The following is a 15,875-nucleotide window of genomic DNA, read 5'->3' as shown; positions in this document are numbered from 1 at the left end:
AGAAGGCCTTATATATGTCATTTTATGATTCGAGCAAAGGCGTCAACCTCGACGCAGTTAAATCAAAATTAGTAGCACAATCAAAAGCAGCGAACGAATCGGTAAACACTGCGATAAAAAACTTAGAAACGAACGCAGACGACCCTTCGAAACTGGCTGAACTACAGCACACAATCAACAAATGGTCTGTGGTATATAATATCAACGCGACCACAACTCGTGCAATCAAAGATGTGATGCAGTCTATTCTGCAGAAGGTATAAGTAATGGATAAAGGCATGTGTTTACTTCTTGCTGAAACCGCGTTGGTGGCAGCCGGTCTGCATCGTCATGAAGAAGTAAACACCATTACGGAATACCTTGATTTACAAGGCGATACAGAAGAAATCGTTGCTATGATTCGTTCAATGAGTTTAATGAATCGTGGCTTGTACGAAGACGCTCATCGTCTACTTGAACCGCTTTGCTTGACATACCCAGACCTAATCGGTCTGGCTGCGCTAGCGGCAGGAAAAGCCGGGCTCTTAAGTAAAGCCGAATCTTGGCTAGATATGGCATTAAAAGGCAATAAAGAAAACCAAGATTTTGCCATGAGCTTCTCTAAAGACCTCAGGAACCTTTAATGAAGGTTGAAAACCACAGATTCAACAACGCGCTTAATCCGGTACAGCAACCACCTCGGGTTGATACATCTGATGCGAACAAGATGAACCGTTTGATGGGTGATAAACCATCAGACAAGAGCATATCATTGCCGCAAAAAAATACAGATAATGTCACGCAAGCTAAGGCTAGAACAACAACTATAAGAGAGTGGTACGAAACACTAAAACGTTCTGGAAACTTCAGCGCTGCAGCCCTTAGCAGTACACTAAAAGACGCGTTTATTTCACCTAGTGAGAAAAAGGTAGCGCTGTGGTATGCCTTTAGTCAGGAGAAAAGCGCAAAGGACACTGAGAAAGCGTCACCAGAATTGTTTGCATTGTTAGAACGAGAGCTACTGGGGAGCTTTTCGGGGCGTTTAATAGCTGCCCCCCCTAAAGACAATCAAGAGTTGAAAGCTTTGCTTTCTGAGCAGTTCCCACTTGGCGCGCAAAAAGAGCAAGTGCTCTGGCACTGTTGGGCAGAGTTGAAAGACATCCCTGATAAAGCACCAGTACTAGACCTGGTCAGAAAAGAGCTGAGTTTTGTTATACAAAAGAATGCCATGGTCAAGAATATGCTAACTTACAGCCATAAACTAGACCTCTCATAGGAACGGATATGATCAATACGCAGTACACAGAAGTGGTGCAAACCAACCTAGAGCAGCTGCAAGATGCGCAAGCAGAAGGCGGGCTTAGTGAACGTTTCGAGCAAGCGATGTTAGCACCTGAAGGAAATTACGGTTTAGAAGGTGGTTTGTTAGAAAACATTAGCGAACTGAAAAACACCATCGACAATGCAAAGATCAGTTTAACCGACAGAATGAAAATGGTTGGCGATGATCCTGCCCAGCTTTTGCAGATGCAATGGGCGTTGACTCGAATTACCTTTCAAGAGGAGCTGATTGCTAAGACGGTAGGTAAAACTACACAGAATGTAGAGACACTATTGAAGGCACAATAGCATGATGAAAAAAATCCGTGCAGTGTGCATGTTACTCGCTTTATTTTTAGTAGGCTGTCAGGCAGAACTATACACGGGGCTCAGTCAGAAAGAAGGCAATGAAATGTTGTCTATTTTGCTTACCGAAGGTGTAGTGGCAACCAAAGAGCCAGACAAAGACAACACCGTTAAATTGATGGTAGATAGCGCTCAAATAGCGTTTTCGATTGATGCACTAAAACGTAAGGGTTACCCAAAAGAGCAATTCTCAACGCTAAAAGAAGTGTTTCCAAAAGATGACTTGATCTCGTCACCGCTTGCCGAGAGAGCGAGACTTATCTACGCGAAATCGCAAGAGCTGTCTTCAACGTTGTCACAAATTGATGGTGTGTTAGTCGCTCGTGTTCACATTGTACTCGAAGATAAAAACATACATCCAGGTGAGCGTCCGACTCCTGCGTCTGCATCTGTGTTTATTAAACATGCAGCGGATGTGGCACTCGACTCTTATGTTCCTCAAATTAAGCTATTAGTGAATAATAGTATTGAAGGGCTTAACTACGATCGTATTAGCGTTGTCATGGTTCCATCTTCGGAAGTTCGCGTAACGGCTCAAAGCAAGCAATTTGAAAGCATTTTGTCTATTCAGGTGACAAAGAACACGAAAAGCCATTTACTTGCTATCCTCGTTTTCATGGTACTACTTATCATTGGCTCTAACGCAGCGACGTTTGCGTGGTGCCGCAGGAATGCGAAACGTGGTTAATTCTGATACGCCGCTTTCTCAGATCCATCATCAGTTTAACTATTGTCCATGCAGTTATATTGATGAGAGTTGGATAAACAACAAACAGCCTTGGTTATTAAGACTCCAAGGCTGGAGGGACCAGGCTGCGATCAATCAGTGGTGTATTGAAGAATGGCAGTTATCATCGATTAATGACCATGTATTCAATCACCAATTTAACAGTTTGGTGTTACTCCCAGCCGAAACGACGAATAAATTGCTGTTGCTGATTGGTGGTGCAATGTATTGTGAATCGATGCGCCAAGTTGTATTGAAACAACCAAAGCAGTGTCTCAACCATGTTTTTGGTGTCGATGAAACGCGCTTTTTGATTCAGCAAGGGCCGATGATGATTTCAAACTGGCCAAACGGTTGGCAAAAAGCATTGCCGCCGAGTTTAGATGAAGCCTGTTTTGAAAAGACAGCTCGTGAACTTGGCTATCTATGGGTAACGTTCTTACTGGCGAAATCACCATCAGAGCTAGTGCAAAGGTGGCAGTTCAAACTCGATCGCTCACTAACTCAAACCAAACTCAATGCTGATTGGTTGGATGAAACGCATCGAGATCTTGCTTATCGACTTATAAAGAAAATTGCAAAACAGGTAATCCCTCAATGGTTTCATTTGTTGAAATAAAAACTGACAACTTGCAGTTAGCTCCGGGCCTAAAAATTCTCAAAGCAAAGGACTATGTGAGTTACTTAGATTCGCAACACTTGGTTGAAGCTGCACACTCTAAAGCCGCAAGCATTATTACAAAAGCTGACGATGCTTATGAGTTAGAAAGACAGCGTGGTTATCAGGACGGCATCGATCAGGCTAAGATCGAGAATGCAGAAATCTTGATGTCGACGCTTGCACGATGTAATGAGTACTACTTACAGGTCGAACAGAAAATGACAGGTGTTGTGTTGGAGGCAGTAAGAAAGATCATTAGCAGCTTTGATGATGTTGATACAACTGCAAGTGTGGTGAGAGAGGCGCTTCAACTAGTCAGTAACCAAAAGCAAGTGATTCTGCATGTGCATCCGGAGCAAGTGGCAGAGGTGCGAGAAAAGGTTTCCTCAATACTTAGTGATTTTCCTGAGGTAGGCTATGTTGAGGTCATTGCCGATGCGAGACTTAAAAATGGCGGATGTATCTTGGAAACGGAGGTCGGTATTATTGATGCCAGTATTGACGGGCAGCTGCAAGCACTCAAGCAGGCAATAACCAAACAATTCAGTGAGCACCAACAGATACAGTCTTGACGTGCTTATCTTTAACTCTCGAAAGCTCAGCCAAACGCTGGGCTTTTTGAGTTTTACTTTCTATTCACTGTACCTTTCTACCATTTCTCTAGTTTTATCTTAGCTTCCTATCCGATCTTTATAAACGGCTTAAAATGAAAAAAAGCCGACCATATCTGGCATATTCTGTGACTGTTATTGAGCACAATACTCACATCAACGGCAAATCTGATTATCTTAAAGGCTCTATTAACTATCGCCTCATAAGAGAGTAACGTTCGTTCAGAATACTAAATTTGTTTTTCTAAAAACGGTTAATCTAACAAAATTAACCAGCAGAAATGGAAAATAAAATAATGTGATAGGTGTATTTAAATTAGAAATTTTATATCTGTTATTTTAAATAGATACATCAATATTAAATATCAGGATGGTAGGTGAGTATGGATAAGGTAAATACCTTACTAATTGAGCTTGGTAACACACTCGATATCGAACGGGTGACTGCATATGATTATCAAATGTGGACAGTATATATGTCTGCTGGCAAAGAGATTGAAGTTCAAGGCTTGGATGAGAGAGAAGAACTGTTACTTTCAATCAAGGTTTGCCAAGATGAAGAGTCATTTGAAATTAAAAAACTGAAAACACTTTTGGAATATAACTTCTTATACCGGGAGTCAGGTGGGGTACAGTTCTGTATAGACCCTAAAAACAATGAAGTACACATGCAGATAAGTATACCACTTACCTCAGAAGTGAGTCGTGTTTCTATCCTGATTACTCAGCTTATGGAGCTTTGTGAACTGTGGAAGCAATATCTAACGGCTCAGTTTCAATCGATTGAGCAACATAAAAAGCTGCATACTTTCATCTCTGTTTAAAAGGTTAGGGTTATGGTAAATATCAATACATCACATATGCATTCGCTGAGCGAACTCACTGCACAGTTATCTACACAAAACCAATCGGACGACAAAGAAGTTCGGGCTCACGGAGGCAAGGACATCTTTGTTAAAGAAGGTGCGCCGAAAAACACAAGCGTAAGCTCTCGTATCAATCACCAAAACAAAGCGAAATCGATCGTCGTTGATCTATTGGTTAAGCAAGGTCTGCCAAAAGGTGTCGCCAAAGCTATGATGCAAAACGTACTGAATGGTGAAAATAAGTTGACTCTTGGAAACCTTAAAGACCTAGAGCGATTATCGACAGGGCCTAGAGAGAATTGGCCAAGTGTTTCAAGCACTTCAAAACCATCCAGCGCAGGTAAAACCGCTCCAGCAGATGCCTTGATTAGAAAGCACCAAGCTACACTGCAAAAGTTGGGTGATTTCGCTTGTACTGACCTTAATACCTTCGGTGATAAGAGATCTGAGTTCTATCAAGCGAAAGCGAAGCCAAGACTAGAAGGCTTCTACGCAAATCCAGCAAGAGTTCAACAAGATAAAAAAGCGACCATGTCAGCAAACATGGTTCAAGTGGCGGCTCAAAGAGGCAATAGCCCTCAGATGGGGACACTTCAAAACATTGCGAAATCCGTTCAGGACGCAAAAGCCGGTTGCTGTACTACGTTTGCCTTTGCCGCGGCCGCTGAAATGATTCAAGGGATGCAGGGTGATGCGAATCAAAACACTAAGGTCGAAGTAGTGGCATTCAAGAAAGGACACTCAGGCACGCACTTGTATGTTTTGGTTGGTAGACAGGACGGTAGTGATATCAAAGACCCAAGCTCATGGAATAAAGATGTGAAAATTGTAGACCCTTGGGCAGCTTCAGCATTTGGTGCGAGAATGTTTGGTGATATTGCTCATCCACCGGTTTCCAACATGTTCCCACCATCTGAAGTGATTTTTTCTAGCCACAAACTGGACTAAAGATTCCATAATCGGTTGCTAATATATACTACCAAAAAGGAGCAGTATTACTTTGCTCCTTTTATTTTTTTAATGTAAGTGATATCAATCTGGAAAATTAACTGCTCAAGTCTATCCATTCTCTAGCGAACATTTTCGATACCCTTTTCGGCACTTCAAGAAACCTATTCCACGCAACGCATACCTTGGAAACAATGTCCTCATAGTCTTCGAAGCTTTGGTTCGCTAAGTAGTGTTGTCGTAACCAACTCCATACTTGTTCTATCGGGTTAAGCTCTGTCGAATATGGGGAAAGTTTGATGATACTGACATTATCAAATTTGTGGGCGATATCATCGGTATGCCAACCTGCGCCATCCATTATTACTACAGCATGCCTTCCTTTGTCTGTGATATCGGATATTTGCTTTAAGTGTTCGATCATAATGTCTTTATTGACCCAAGGCACAACCATAGCTTCTCCAATCCCTCAGCTAGGACAAACAGAACCGAACAGGTAAGCGTACTCAAATTGCTGCTGTTTTGTCGCCCTTGGGCGCGTTCCTGTTTCAGCCCACAAGCGTGTCGTTGTGTTTTGTTGTCCGAATCTAGCTTCGTCTTGAAACCAGACATCAACACTCTCCAGCCCAATATGACCGAGGATCTTAAGGATCGTTTCTATTTTGAATTTTTTAAAATCGTCTTGGATTTGCTGTGATTGTTTGGGGTGTTTGGATCGAGAAGTTATCCAAGAAAAGCCCATGTGGTCGAGAAGATAATAGATAGAATTAGGGTGGTAGTATTTATCAAAGTTTTCCACGATGTAATCATGTATATCGCTCCCGACAAGGCGCCCGCCAGAAGGGGACTCTGCTTCTTTCTTAATGAACGCGCTGAGTTGTTTTCGTTGCTCTACATTGAGATATGCAGGCCTGCCTGTGCGAGGTTTCTCTTGAAGTCCTTCCAATCCTTCTTCAAGAAATGTCTGGACCCATTTGTTTACACTAGTTCGACTGACTTTGAGGTATTTAGCAATTTGAGTGTGCTAGTGACCTTCTTTGAAGTGGGCAAGTGCTAGTAAACAAACCTTCATTTGAATGGTTTTTTGTTGGCTTGCTAGCTTTTTAAAATCTGTCTTATTAAGGCTATCCATAGCTATTTTCTGCAAGAGTTCGACGACCTCAATTAGATCATATTTTTACTTTAATGGGTGTTACTTATTGCCTGTTTGAAGTCCTTTTTGGCTCGTTATGTGCGGTGCGGGCGCAAAAGGCTGGTTTGATATTCGTGAATACATTCTCGGGCACCATGATAGGTTTAAGCGTAATGGCGTCTTTGTGAACGGTATTCCCGCTGATGAGACGATTGCTCGCATAATATCTACGATTGAACTCGAGCCGTTTCACGAGTATTTCATCAACTGGATGGAGTCAATTTATACTCTTACCAAAGGCCAAGACGTTGCGATAAATGGCGAAACGCTTCGAGGCTCATACAATAGTGAAGATAGAGCGGGCACCATTCATATGATCAGTGCTTATGCTTCATCAAATAAGCTCGTGTTGGAGCAGATAAAAACTGAGTACAAGCTAAGTGGCATTTGATTGCGAAGCCAATAGCGATTAACTATCGCGGGGCCCTTTCAATACCTCGTCTAGGCTCGGAATCATCGCTGATATCAAATTAACGGATAATAATAGGCTATTCGAATATCAAAGGTTGGCACACAATGAGGGACTATCCGTCAACGGCCAACCTTATATATGATTCTATTGAAGCTGTTCTTCAGTTCAGCTTGAGTTGCTTATCCTCTTTCAAATCTATTGCCCGAGATACTTGGCTTGGCGAGAATGTCGGGTTTTGAAAGCGAGGCAACAATTTGTAGAGCCAATGCTTCTAAATCAAAAACTGTTAAACAAGGTATACAAACCAAGGGAACTCGTCCTTTGGGAGCGTGTAACGGAAAAATTTCATCGTCAATAACTTGGGTATGATATTTACGATTAAATCCAGCCTTCTGCTAAGTACATCAACCTTAGCTGACTTGGTGAACCAAGCTTTTCTAGCGCCGAGAGTTGGCCTTGATCGAGGTTCGGGCTTTTATCCAAGTATACTCGTCCGTTCGGTGTATCTAGAGGGAGCTTGTAAGTCAACGTCTTATTGATATCCTGTGCCTTTCCTTGGTCGATAGATCTTACTGCTGGCATTAGCCAGTCCCAATCTTCTTTGAGCAACTTCTTAAGTGCACTGTTGGCCTCTGACTCAGTTTGGCTCGGTGTATCTTCGATACTCAATTTATTCGTTGATCCAACATCTGGCACCAAGTTCTCACTTGCATCAGAGCCCAACATTTTCTTAAGCGTTAAGCGCGCCAATTCCATATCCTGAGCTTCTTTCGGTGCTTGAGGTGATGTCATAGATTTGTCTTCTTTTGGGCCTAGGTACGCAATCAAAGCACGTCCTGATGCAGCATCTTGCATACTAAAGGAGAACTTCCCTTTGCTGTTAGACACTTCAATTCGAGGTAACACACCAGACATAGGTTCTTGGTGAATTTGCTCTTGAACTTCGTTGTTCAGACAGTAGGAACTCGCTTGACCGGCTACAAACCCAGAACCAGTGATTAAGCCAGATGCTGCTACACTGCCTAGCGCTTCTTTTGCAACAACAAGGACACCAGTTGTGCCCACAGAGGTGACACCAAATGCACCAAGGCTTCCCGTCGCCATACCTAAGGTCGCTCCAACCGCACCTTCAGCAGATAGAGTGGCGTGCTCGTGCGCTAATGCTTGTTGTATCGGCAATGCCAACCTTTGGTCATGACCGGGCAATTGCGCAATCTGTTCTAGTTGGTGATAGTGCGCCTCAGCATCACCATTGACTGCCGACTTATGTAATTCACGCCCCGTGGCGATCAACAAACCAACACCTGGTAACGCCAAGTTAATTACTGCGTTGATACCAGTCCCTTTAATTGTTTCTTTTGCCATCTCAAGCAGTTCAGCACCTAAGCCGTCCATTTTGCCTGGGTATTGGTTTTCGATGCTGACTTGTAAGCGTGGGTCTTTGCTGATCGAATCGAACGTGCTTTTTAGATTTTTATAAGCTTTATCGTCAATCTTCACTTCATCTAATAGGCTTACGACTTCGAGGACCTTACGCGCAGTTAAAGGCTCGCCACGATACCCTGCTGTGCTCACAAGAGAGAATGCCAATAATGCCGTTTCTGGTTTTTCTTCTTTTAGCAGCGCCTGTTTTAAATCAAGGTGGGTCTTAATATTTTCTTGGTGGTACTTTTGATATGTAGATCGCAATATGGTGTCACTCACTGCCGTGAACTTTTGCCCTTTATGAAAGGTCGACGGCTCTTTGGCTTTACCGTGCTTACTGATCACCCGCTTATCTTTTTGTGCCGCGACAGTACGAAATTGATCCAAGCTCGGAATCTGGCTTTGGCTAGTTGAAATTACCATGGGTGAACTCCTTAAACTCTAAGTGTCTCAATGTGGGATTGTTCTGGATTGATAAATTGGGTTGGGTCTTGGTCTAACATTGCAAATCGAGCCTGCCAGAGTAGGGTTTGCTCATTTAGAAGGTGAAACCAAGTTGATAGGCTCGCTGCGTTTAAGTACTCAATCGGCTTTCTGCCCGCAAGAACCAATTGCCTACCATTTGGTGCAAGTGAAAGGGTCAAGCTCCCATCCGCGATACCGAAATAGTTAGCATGCGCAATGAGTTCAAGACCTTTCAGTCTCAGTTCACCGCTTTTTTCGAGACCGCCAAAAACCACCGATAAAACAAAATCGTTTTGATCTGCCTCACTAAAGTAAATAACGTAACGATCATCAACTAATAATTGGCAACGATTTTCTTCAGCAAAATAAAGTGGAGGTAGTTCATTTATTTCACAAAACTCTTTTATTAGAACTTGTAATGTGTTCATCGTTTATTCCTTCTGTTTTATCTTACTAGTAAACAACAAATAGTATAATTACGATGTCGAAAGTGGCTTTTATTTTGTTGATTTTCTAAACTGTCGTGATGTGTAGCACAAAGAACAAATGAATTTAATCGTCTTTGTTACGCAATTAAGCTCTCTAGTGTGAGGTTCCCCTGAACAGTTCTTGATGCTCAAGAAGAGTTATGCTGTAAAGCTCTTTGTGAAGTGTTTGGATTCACCGCAGTGGGTAAACAAGGATCGGACTCTGTCGTCAGAGTCTGTGTTTACCCTCTGAAGTATTCGAGAGCAGAGCTTAGTAACGGTTCTATTGGATTTAGTGAGTTGCCAGCTTGCAAGCATACTTACAGCAGGAGGGGGGAGTATAGCAAACTGGCTAAATCACTGGTTCTTATAAATTATCGTTTTTACTTCATCTAGCTGTTCTTAGTCAAGGTAAGGAGGTAGCTCGCCCCCTTTCATTTCGATATATAAAAAAAATAGGCCAATACTGAGAGCCCCCCTTGGCACTCTTAACCTATACTACCCTCTCGGTGTTTATATAGGTTCTAAGAGGTCACAATGCCTACTATCTCAGCGATTCATCAACCGATGAACTCAACAGCAATAAAGAAAAGCAACCACGCAGAATCAACTCAAAGTATCGTAAAAAGTGTACATGCCTCATCAGCAAAACAAACCTCTATAGGTTCAAGCGTCGCAAGCCCAACGACTGGCAAGTCTCATTTCAATCACGCCTATACATCACCAAAAGGGACACAAGAATTCTACTCGCAAAACAAAATGTCTTTTTCACAAAAACTAGAAAACTTTTTATCCGAGTATTTGATAAGTAAACCTGGCAGTGAAAAGAAAAGAGTAAAAGAACTGTCAAACATTGCGAATGTAACGGTAAGCAAAGATTTCAACGTCACCTGCCCACTTCCAAGTAAAGTCGGGGGCTTTAAACAGTTACTTTCAGATATAACAAAAGGACACTCTCCAACTAAAGGTGAGTTCTACCCTAAATTTAAAGCTCTAGTCCAACAATCTTTCAGCGAGATTATTTCTCTAGCACCGAAGAAAGGCCATAAAGATACTATCGAACTCAAGTCGCCATCGGTCGTATCACCTTTAGTTGATAGGCCTGTGTCAGATACTAATGTGACATCAAAAACCGCGTCTACTTCACTAGGAGTAACATCAGAACCAAGCCTAGAGACATCTAAGGGCAGCATAAGCTCATCAGAAAAAACAACCATAGAAAAGAGCAAGCAAGCTGACAATCAAAAAAACGCGACTAAAGAGCAAGTAACAGACGTTAAGTTACAAAACTATTATGAGCATGAGAGCACTTCTATCAAGAAAGAATTTGAATCACTATTTAACGCATATGCTAGCTCAAGCACTAAACATGCTGAATACGCACAGAGCTATTCTTATGATTGGTCAATGACATACTCTAATGGGTGTTACCAACTTGAATCATTACCTAAAACGGCTGAAGAATTTGCAAGTAAGTTTTGTAAGCTAACTGAAGAGCACTCCCCTAATGGTTCCTTAGGGAAGTTAGTAAAAAAAGCGTTAACGAATAAGACAACGCTAGGGCAGATGTTGAGAGTTAACAAGGCCTCTACGCTAGGTCCTATGTCTCAACTGTTGCCTACAACACTGAAGGTGGTATTAAAAAGCAACTTATCTACCGAAACCGCTGCAACCTTCCAAAAAGTAGTAAAACAGGAAGTGAGCGAACAAGAACAACTTAATGCACTAAAACAGAAACAATTACCGTCACAGCTACAAAAGCTTGAACTTCAAACTAACCTCTACCTGTCTAATGTAAAAAAGTTTCCAGAAGCCGACTTAAAATGTCGTACCTTCCACAAAGCTTTAGTAAAAGCAGTGAACAGAACTTACTCTGCTGATAAAAATAACGAACTACAAAGAAAAACAGTATTTAGAGGGCAAGGGGTAGTGTTTAAAAAAATAAGCCCTAGTATGGATTTACCTGTAAATGCTCAAAGTAAACACACGCTTTTCGATATGAACAAAACCTATGGTATTGACGACTTTGATAATATTGTAAGCAGTAATTTTGTAATCAAAGAAAAGACAGACTCATTCGAGAACCACCTATCAAGGTTAAATCAGAGTATTGGCTTCCATATCGAAAAACTTCCAAACGAAGCTGAAGTCGCCAATATAAACATACTCGGCATTAGCCCATTAAATATTGATGTAGATAAAACGATGGCGAAATTAGCGAATCTAAAAACTCTCCTGTTAGAGCTAAAGCCAAGTTGGAGAAGTCGACTAATTCAGCTATTTCACCCTAAAGGGGCCGAAAAAGAAGCAGAACGTCTTTCTTATCAATACATGGATATTTCACACTTACAGGAACTGAAAGATGATATATCAACCAGTTCGGAGGCAATGAAATTAACCGACCTATCGAATAAACCTTGGATGCAATATTTAGTGGCAAAGCAAGTTGAATCACTAAAATCGGATTGCCAAAGTTATAAGTTTGGGCCATTTACCATCGCCTCGCCAGCGAAGAAACAACTAGATGCACTGCTAAGATCAAACGAATGGCCACAGAGCAAAGCATAAAAGTAAAACTGGATGATCACGCGTGATTGCTTGTTTTTGCAAAGTAAATTATTGAGGTGTAACGTTGAAATTTGAAGCCGTATTATCAGAGCTTGCTGAACTATGGGGAATTGAGATCCCAACTGAATCTGATGCGATTGAAATAACCGATAATCAGGAAAGCCTTTGGGTTCTAGAATTCCCACATCAATCAGATTTATTTACCTTGTATACCCCTCTACATGTCACTGTAGACCGCTATAAAATGAGTGATTGGTTAAGCTTAAATATGCAGCGGGACTTACTTGGAAGCTGCTGGATAGGACTAAATAACAAAGAGCTATGTTTAGGAGTATCCTTACCAAAGGATAAGTTTGACCATAACGAGCTGAATAATATTTTTGAAAACATGCATTTAATTAAAGATAAGGTTCATGCTTTAGATGACTGCAATGAAAATGTTCATATTGATTTGGCTTTAATTAATGTGAAATTTATGTAGCTAATGGATGAGTAAGGTTACAACTCATTTAGGGCGGTCTCGTTTATCTCTTTGATATAAAAATCGGCTTTTTGCGTAATTAAATTTAGAGCCACCCCATAGGCAGGGTGAGATCGCGAATGTTTTTTAAACAAAATTACGTTCGATTTGACGAGCACATTTAGCTGTGATCATATGCTCCCTTTTTAGGGAGGGCATCATGCACATTGATGCGGACAGCTTAATAGAACATGATGCAAGTCTAAATATCGAGTCGATAAATCCTTGCAGCGCTCTCAGTGGCATAGAAAAACCTCGCTTCACCATGAGCGTTGTCGTGATAGGGCTTTGTTGCGTAATTAAATTTAAAGATAGAACAACCCCGTTTCGCGTATTTCTTAATCAATACGACAAGTTTCAGGCATACCTAACCCAGTAAGCTTGTTCAACGCTTTTATCATCGCGTAAGTTTCACCCACCTGGGCATTGTAATTTCTTAAGCTCAATCGTCCTCCTAGCAACTGTTTAACTCGATACATCGCTGTTTCTGACAATGAACGTTTGTGGTATCCATACCGCTCTTTCCAATACTTATTTGAGCCGTATAATTTCTAGCAACCCACGGCGAGATTTCGAGGATGACCACGCTCCCAGAAGGCTGCCCCTTCTCTTGGGGGAATAAGCGCAACGGCTCGCTTCATCTTAATAGCAGCGCGACACGCTCTCGTGTCGTAAGCGCCATCACCAGACACCTCAAGGATGCTTCGACGTGTTTGTTTCAGTAGGTTCGGGAGTACTTCACCATCTGTAACCGTTGATAAACTTAGCTCGGCGGCAATGATCTCATGAGTGCTTGTATCAACTGCAATATGCAGCTTTCGCCAGACTCTCCGCTTGCCATCCGTCCCGTGTTTTTTGACTTTCCATTCACCTTCGCCATAAACCTTAAGGCCAGTTGCATCAATGGCTATGTGTTGTATCGCTCCTCTCGCTTTAGTCTTAAATGAGACCTCAACTTGCTTGGCTCTACGACTGATGCAGGTGTAATGCGGACAACTTAACGGTACATGGGCTAACCTAAATATCGAGTCGATAAATCCTTGCAGCGCTCTCAGTGGCATAGAAAAAACTCGTTTCACCATGAGTGCTGTCGTGATAGCTAAATCACTGAATCGACGAGGTCTACCACTTATTGCCTCTTTACCAATCCAAAAGGTCAGAGAGCCGCGGTTAATGAGTGATTGTATTGCTTCCAGTTTTTTGTAACAAGGTTTAGGAATAAGGCGACGAGAGGGAGTGGACGTAGCTGCTCAGGTCGTAGATTCTTAATTTAGTTCCACTGAATTGCGAAACAAAGCTAATCTTACCACTTAACCAACTCATTTACGTTCCAAGGCCTATGGAATTGGGTCTCGCTTTTGGCTGGCTAAGCAAATTATAATTATTTACCAAAACTTTAAAAAAGTATACAAAATTCAATTAGATAAACATAATTAAGATGATGTAATTTGAGGGTGAAAATGCTATTTCCGACCATTTTACGGAGACCATCGAAACTGTTCCCGTAGAAACATAAAAAATAACGGCTACATATGATTGCCGTTTTTTTGTTGCACGTTAATCTAAGTGGTAAACCATGACAAATTGAACAGGATAAAATGGACAGAGAAAGTAATGTCAAATACTGGCTGAGAAATATCAACGAGCAGCTAACTCTAATTGACCGTCGGTGCCATATGCGGGTAGACGAGGCTCATTCCCTCCTGGTCCAACTCTCTGAAGATGGACAGGAGCTTCTACTTCATGGTGAGATAACGGATATTTCTATGAAGGATGAATTGTATATACTCCGCAGCAGTATGGTACTGAACGGACAACAGGATACGATGAAACGTTGTTGGTTAGCGACGCATCAAAATAAACTGCTTCTCATTCATGAGCTTAGCTTAGTTGATTGCGATGAAATCGACTTTGAGAACACGATGAACAACTTCATTGTGCTTATGAGTACTCTTAGAACTCAATTTAGTTCGGTATCAGAACCGATAAATGAAGTAACCATGCCTTATTCTCAACAGTTTATAAAAGGATAAATATTCATGCCTATTGGATTGAATCCAGTTCAAACGACTAATGTCACAAACACTTCAACTCATACCAAGAGTCCATATGAACTAAAGGTTCAGCCTGACAAAGCTAAACTACTGCAGGATATCGCGCCAACAGGACCTACACTGAAACAACCCACCACAGGAGAAAAAACTGCTATCACGATAAGTATGGATGAAGCGATGACAGCAATGACAGCAATGAACAAAGAACAAGCGAAGGGAGGTTTTACTCTTGATGACGGACGACAGTTCGAAATTCGAGATATGCATGTAATCAGACAGAACAAGGGGGGCTTGATAAGCCGGATGAAAGAAGGTTTCATCAAAGCATTACATGGTCAAGGAGCTTCATCCTCAGATGCTAAAAAGCTGACCGCAGCGTTACACCAAAAAGCCGATAACCCAGCAGTTCAGGAAAACTTTGTGCGCTCGTGGGATAGTGGAGGTTTTACAGATCCTACAGTAGTAAGTGGTGAAATGGGAGTGCGTGGGCATCAGTCAAAACAAGATTTTCAGTTTATTGTCCACACCGCACCAATAACTCACTTGATGGAAGGGAAGGGCGTTTTTAGTATTGATGCAGAAAGTGCGCTAACCTCCTGGGATGTAGCATGCACTAGTATCGTAAACCAGAGCAAGACTTTCACTTATGGCTCCGTTGGTGTAATTCTGAAAGTTCCGGAACAAAATGTTATTGCCGCTAGTCCAAACGATCTGATGTCGGAAACCAACATTGGTCTTCTTGATCGGACTGAAGATCTTGTCAACGTCTCAGATAAGAACGCTACAAAGACCCGCTATGAGGCAATGCCTGACTATGAACGTACAGGGTTACTAGCAAAAAAGGAATTACCGCGACATCAAAGGCATACCAACACTCCAAGTGAAGTCCTGAAGAAAACCTATGGGATGCGCAATGAAATTCTTATCTGTACATCTGGAGGTGTAAATCTCCACGAGGGGCAGAAGGCAACCGAGAAGGTGGAAATAGCAGGGTTTTTCCTCAACGACAGCGCCCCAACAGCCTCTCACCAAGATTTAGCCGATTGGAAAGGAGAAACGTTGTTATCCAAAAATGATAAGTACGAGTTATTCAAGCAGCATGCTGAGCCCCTAGCCCAAAAACTTGGAGTGCCAATTATTTACTTAAACGGTACAGCGGATATTGCGGAAGTTTTGAAGTAGAAATAAATATAAAAACGCAAATTTTTATGTAGTCTGGTGTTGTAGGGCAAATGAGAGGCGAGCGTCTAATAGTTGATTTTCTGAACATATAATAACGGCGTTGTTGCCTAAA

Annotated in this window: 15 protein-coding genes and 4 pseudogenes; 14 read left to right on the top strand and 5 right to left on the bottom strand. The window is 41.8% G+C overall.

The window, feature by feature from the left end; genetic code table 11:
• Positions 1-14 precede the first annotated feature (14 nt).
• The 9 genes from sctF (at position 15) to AB4623_RS04635 (ending at position 5,478) form a co-directional block, all read left to right on the top strand.
• Entirely contained in the window at positions 15-263 is a 249-nt protein-coding gene (gene sctF / locus AB4623_RS04675) for a type III secretion system needle filament subunit SctF (RefSeq protein WP_102534036.1), read from the top strand.
• Positions 264-266: 3 nt separating this feature from the next.
• Complete coding sequence (locus AB4623_RS04670) at positions 267-623, top strand: YscG family type III secretion system chaperone (protein WP_102534037.1); 357 nt, start codon at positions 267-269, stop codon at positions 621-623.
• Positions 623-1,255 carry a YopR family T3SS polymerization control protein gene (locus AB4623_RS04665; RefSeq protein ID WP_372145848.1) on the top strand — a complete coding sequence of 211 codons (633 nt, stop codon included), beginning with the start codon at positions 623-625 and terminating at the stop codon, positions 1,253-1,255. Before AB4623_RS04670 ends, AB4623_RS04665 begins: the two co-directional genes overlap by 1 nt.
• Positions 1,256-1,263: 8 nt before the next feature.
• Positions 1,264-1,608: a type III secretion system inner rod subunit SctI gene (gene sctI / locus AB4623_RS04660; RefSeq protein ID WP_372145847.1), complete on the top strand. Its 345-nt coding sequence runs from the start codon at positions 1,264-1,266 to the stop codon at positions 1,606-1,608.
• A gap of 1 nt (position 1,609) precedes the next feature.
• Entirely contained in the window at positions 1,610-2,353 is a 744-nt protein-coding gene (sctJ, locus tag AB4623_RS04655; RefSeq protein WP_371691304.1) for a type III secretion system inner membrane ring lipoprotein SctJ, read from the top strand.
• Positions 2,337-3,011 carry a SctK family type III secretion system sorting platform protein VscK gene (gene vscK, locus AB4623_RS04650; RefSeq protein ID WP_277869463.1) on the top strand — a complete coding sequence of 225 codons (675 nt, stop codon included), beginning with the start codon at positions 2,337-2,339 and terminating at the stop codon, positions 3,009-3,011. The genes sctJ and vscK overlap by 17 nt, the downstream gene beginning before the upstream one ends.
• Positions 2,990-3,625 (top strand): HrpE/YscL family type III secretion apparatus protein, encoded by a 636-nt coding sequence (locus AB4623_RS04645; RefSeq protein ID WP_102560534.1) that lies wholly within the window; start codon positions 2,990-2,992, stop codon positions 3,623-3,625. The genes vscK and AB4623_RS04645 overlap by 22 nt, the downstream gene beginning before the upstream one ends.
• A gap of 422 nt (positions 3,626-4,047) precedes the next feature.
• Positions 4,048-4,488, top strand: a complete 441-nt coding sequence (locus AB4623_RS04640) for a type III secretion system chaperone (protein WP_017096475.1) — start codon at positions 4,048-4,050, stop codon at positions 4,486-4,488.
• Positions 4,489-4,500: 12 nt separating this feature from the next.
• The gene (locus AB4623_RS04635; RefSeq protein WP_017096476.1) at positions 4,501-5,478 is read left to right on the top strand and encodes a hypothetical protein; all 978 of its coding nucleotides are present in this window, start codon (positions 4,501-4,503) and stop codon (positions 5,476-5,478) included.
• A gap of 97 nt (positions 5,479-5,575) precedes the next feature.
• Here AB4623_RS04635 and AB4623_RS04630 read toward each other — a convergent pair.
• Positions 5,576-6,610, bottom strand: a pseudogene (locus tag AB4623_RS04630) (IS630 family transposase).
• 59 nt (positions 6,611-6,669) lie between these two features.
• On the opposite strand from AB4623_RS04630, the pseudogene AB4623_RS04625 reads away from it, so the two are divergent.
• Positions 6,670-7,058: pseudogene (locus tag AB4623_RS04625) on the top strand (ISAs1 family transposase); the annotation flags it as partial.
• 402 nt (positions 7,059-7,460) lie between these two features.
• Here the strand turns inward: AB4623_RS04625 and AB4623_RS04620 are convergent.
• Positions 7,461-8,930 (bottom strand): cation transporter, encoded by a 1,470-nt coding sequence (locus tag AB4623_RS04620; RefSeq protein ID WP_102534044.1) that lies wholly within the window; start codon positions 8,928-8,930, stop codon positions 7,461-7,463.
• A gap of 11 nt (positions 8,931-8,941) precedes the next feature.
• The gene (locus tag AB4623_RS04615; protein WP_017096480.1) at positions 8,942-9,400 is read right to left on the bottom strand and encodes a CesT family type III secretion system chaperone; all 459 of its coding nucleotides are present in this window, start codon (positions 9,398-9,400) and stop codon (positions 8,942-8,944) included.
• 606 nt (positions 9,401-10,006) lie between these two features.
• Here AB4623_RS04615 and AB4623_RS04610 point away from each other — a divergent pair.
• Complete coding sequence (locus AB4623_RS04610; protein WP_372145843.1) at positions 10,007-12,007, top strand: hypothetical protein; 2,001 nt, start codon at positions 10,007-10,009, stop codon at positions 12,005-12,007.
• 64 nt (positions 12,008-12,071) lie between these two features.
• Positions 12,072-12,488 (top strand): type III secretion system chaperone, encoded by a 417-nt coding sequence (locus AB4623_RS04605; RefSeq protein ID WP_102534046.1) that lies wholly within the window; start codon positions 12,072-12,074, stop codon positions 12,486-12,488.
• 209 nt (positions 12,489-12,697) lie between these two features.
• On the opposite strand, the pseudogene AB4623_RS04600 reads toward AB4623_RS04605, so the two are convergent.
• Together AB4623_RS04600 and AB4623_RS04595 are read right to left on the bottom strand one after the other, a co-directional pair.
• A pseudogene (locus AB4623_RS04600) lies at positions 12,698-12,809 on the bottom strand (transposase); the annotation flags it as partial.
• A gap of 56 nt (positions 12,810-12,865) precedes the next feature.
• A pseudogene (locus tag AB4623_RS04595) lies at positions 12,866-13,747 on the bottom strand (IS5 family transposase).
• 378 nt (positions 13,748-14,125) lie between these two features.
• Between AB4623_RS04595 and AB4623_RS04590 the strand changes: the two are divergent.
• Both AB4623_RS04590 and AB4623_RS04585 read left to right on the top strand, forming a co-directional pair.
• Positions 14,126-14,560, top strand: coding sequence for a CesT family type III secretion system chaperone (locus AB4623_RS04590; RefSeq protein ID WP_102534047.1), 435 nt, complete (start codon positions 14,126-14,128; stop codon positions 14,558-14,560).
• 6 nt (positions 14,561-14,566) lie between these two features.
• The gene (locus AB4623_RS04585; protein ID WP_017098097.1) at positions 14,567-15,763 is read left to right on the top strand and encodes a hypothetical protein; all 1,197 of its coding nucleotides are present in this window, start codon (positions 14,567-14,569) and stop codon (positions 15,761-15,763) included.
• Positions 15,764-15,875: the final 112 nt, after the last annotated feature.

Origin of the sequence: Vibrio sp. 10N.222.52.C12, assembly GCF_041474215.1 — a bacterium.
Classification (GTDB): Bacteria; Pseudomonadota; Gammaproteobacteria; order Enterobacterales; family Vibrionaceae; genus Vibrio; species Vibrio crassostreae_C.
This window is presented reverse-complemented; position numbering and strand designations above follow the sequence as displayed.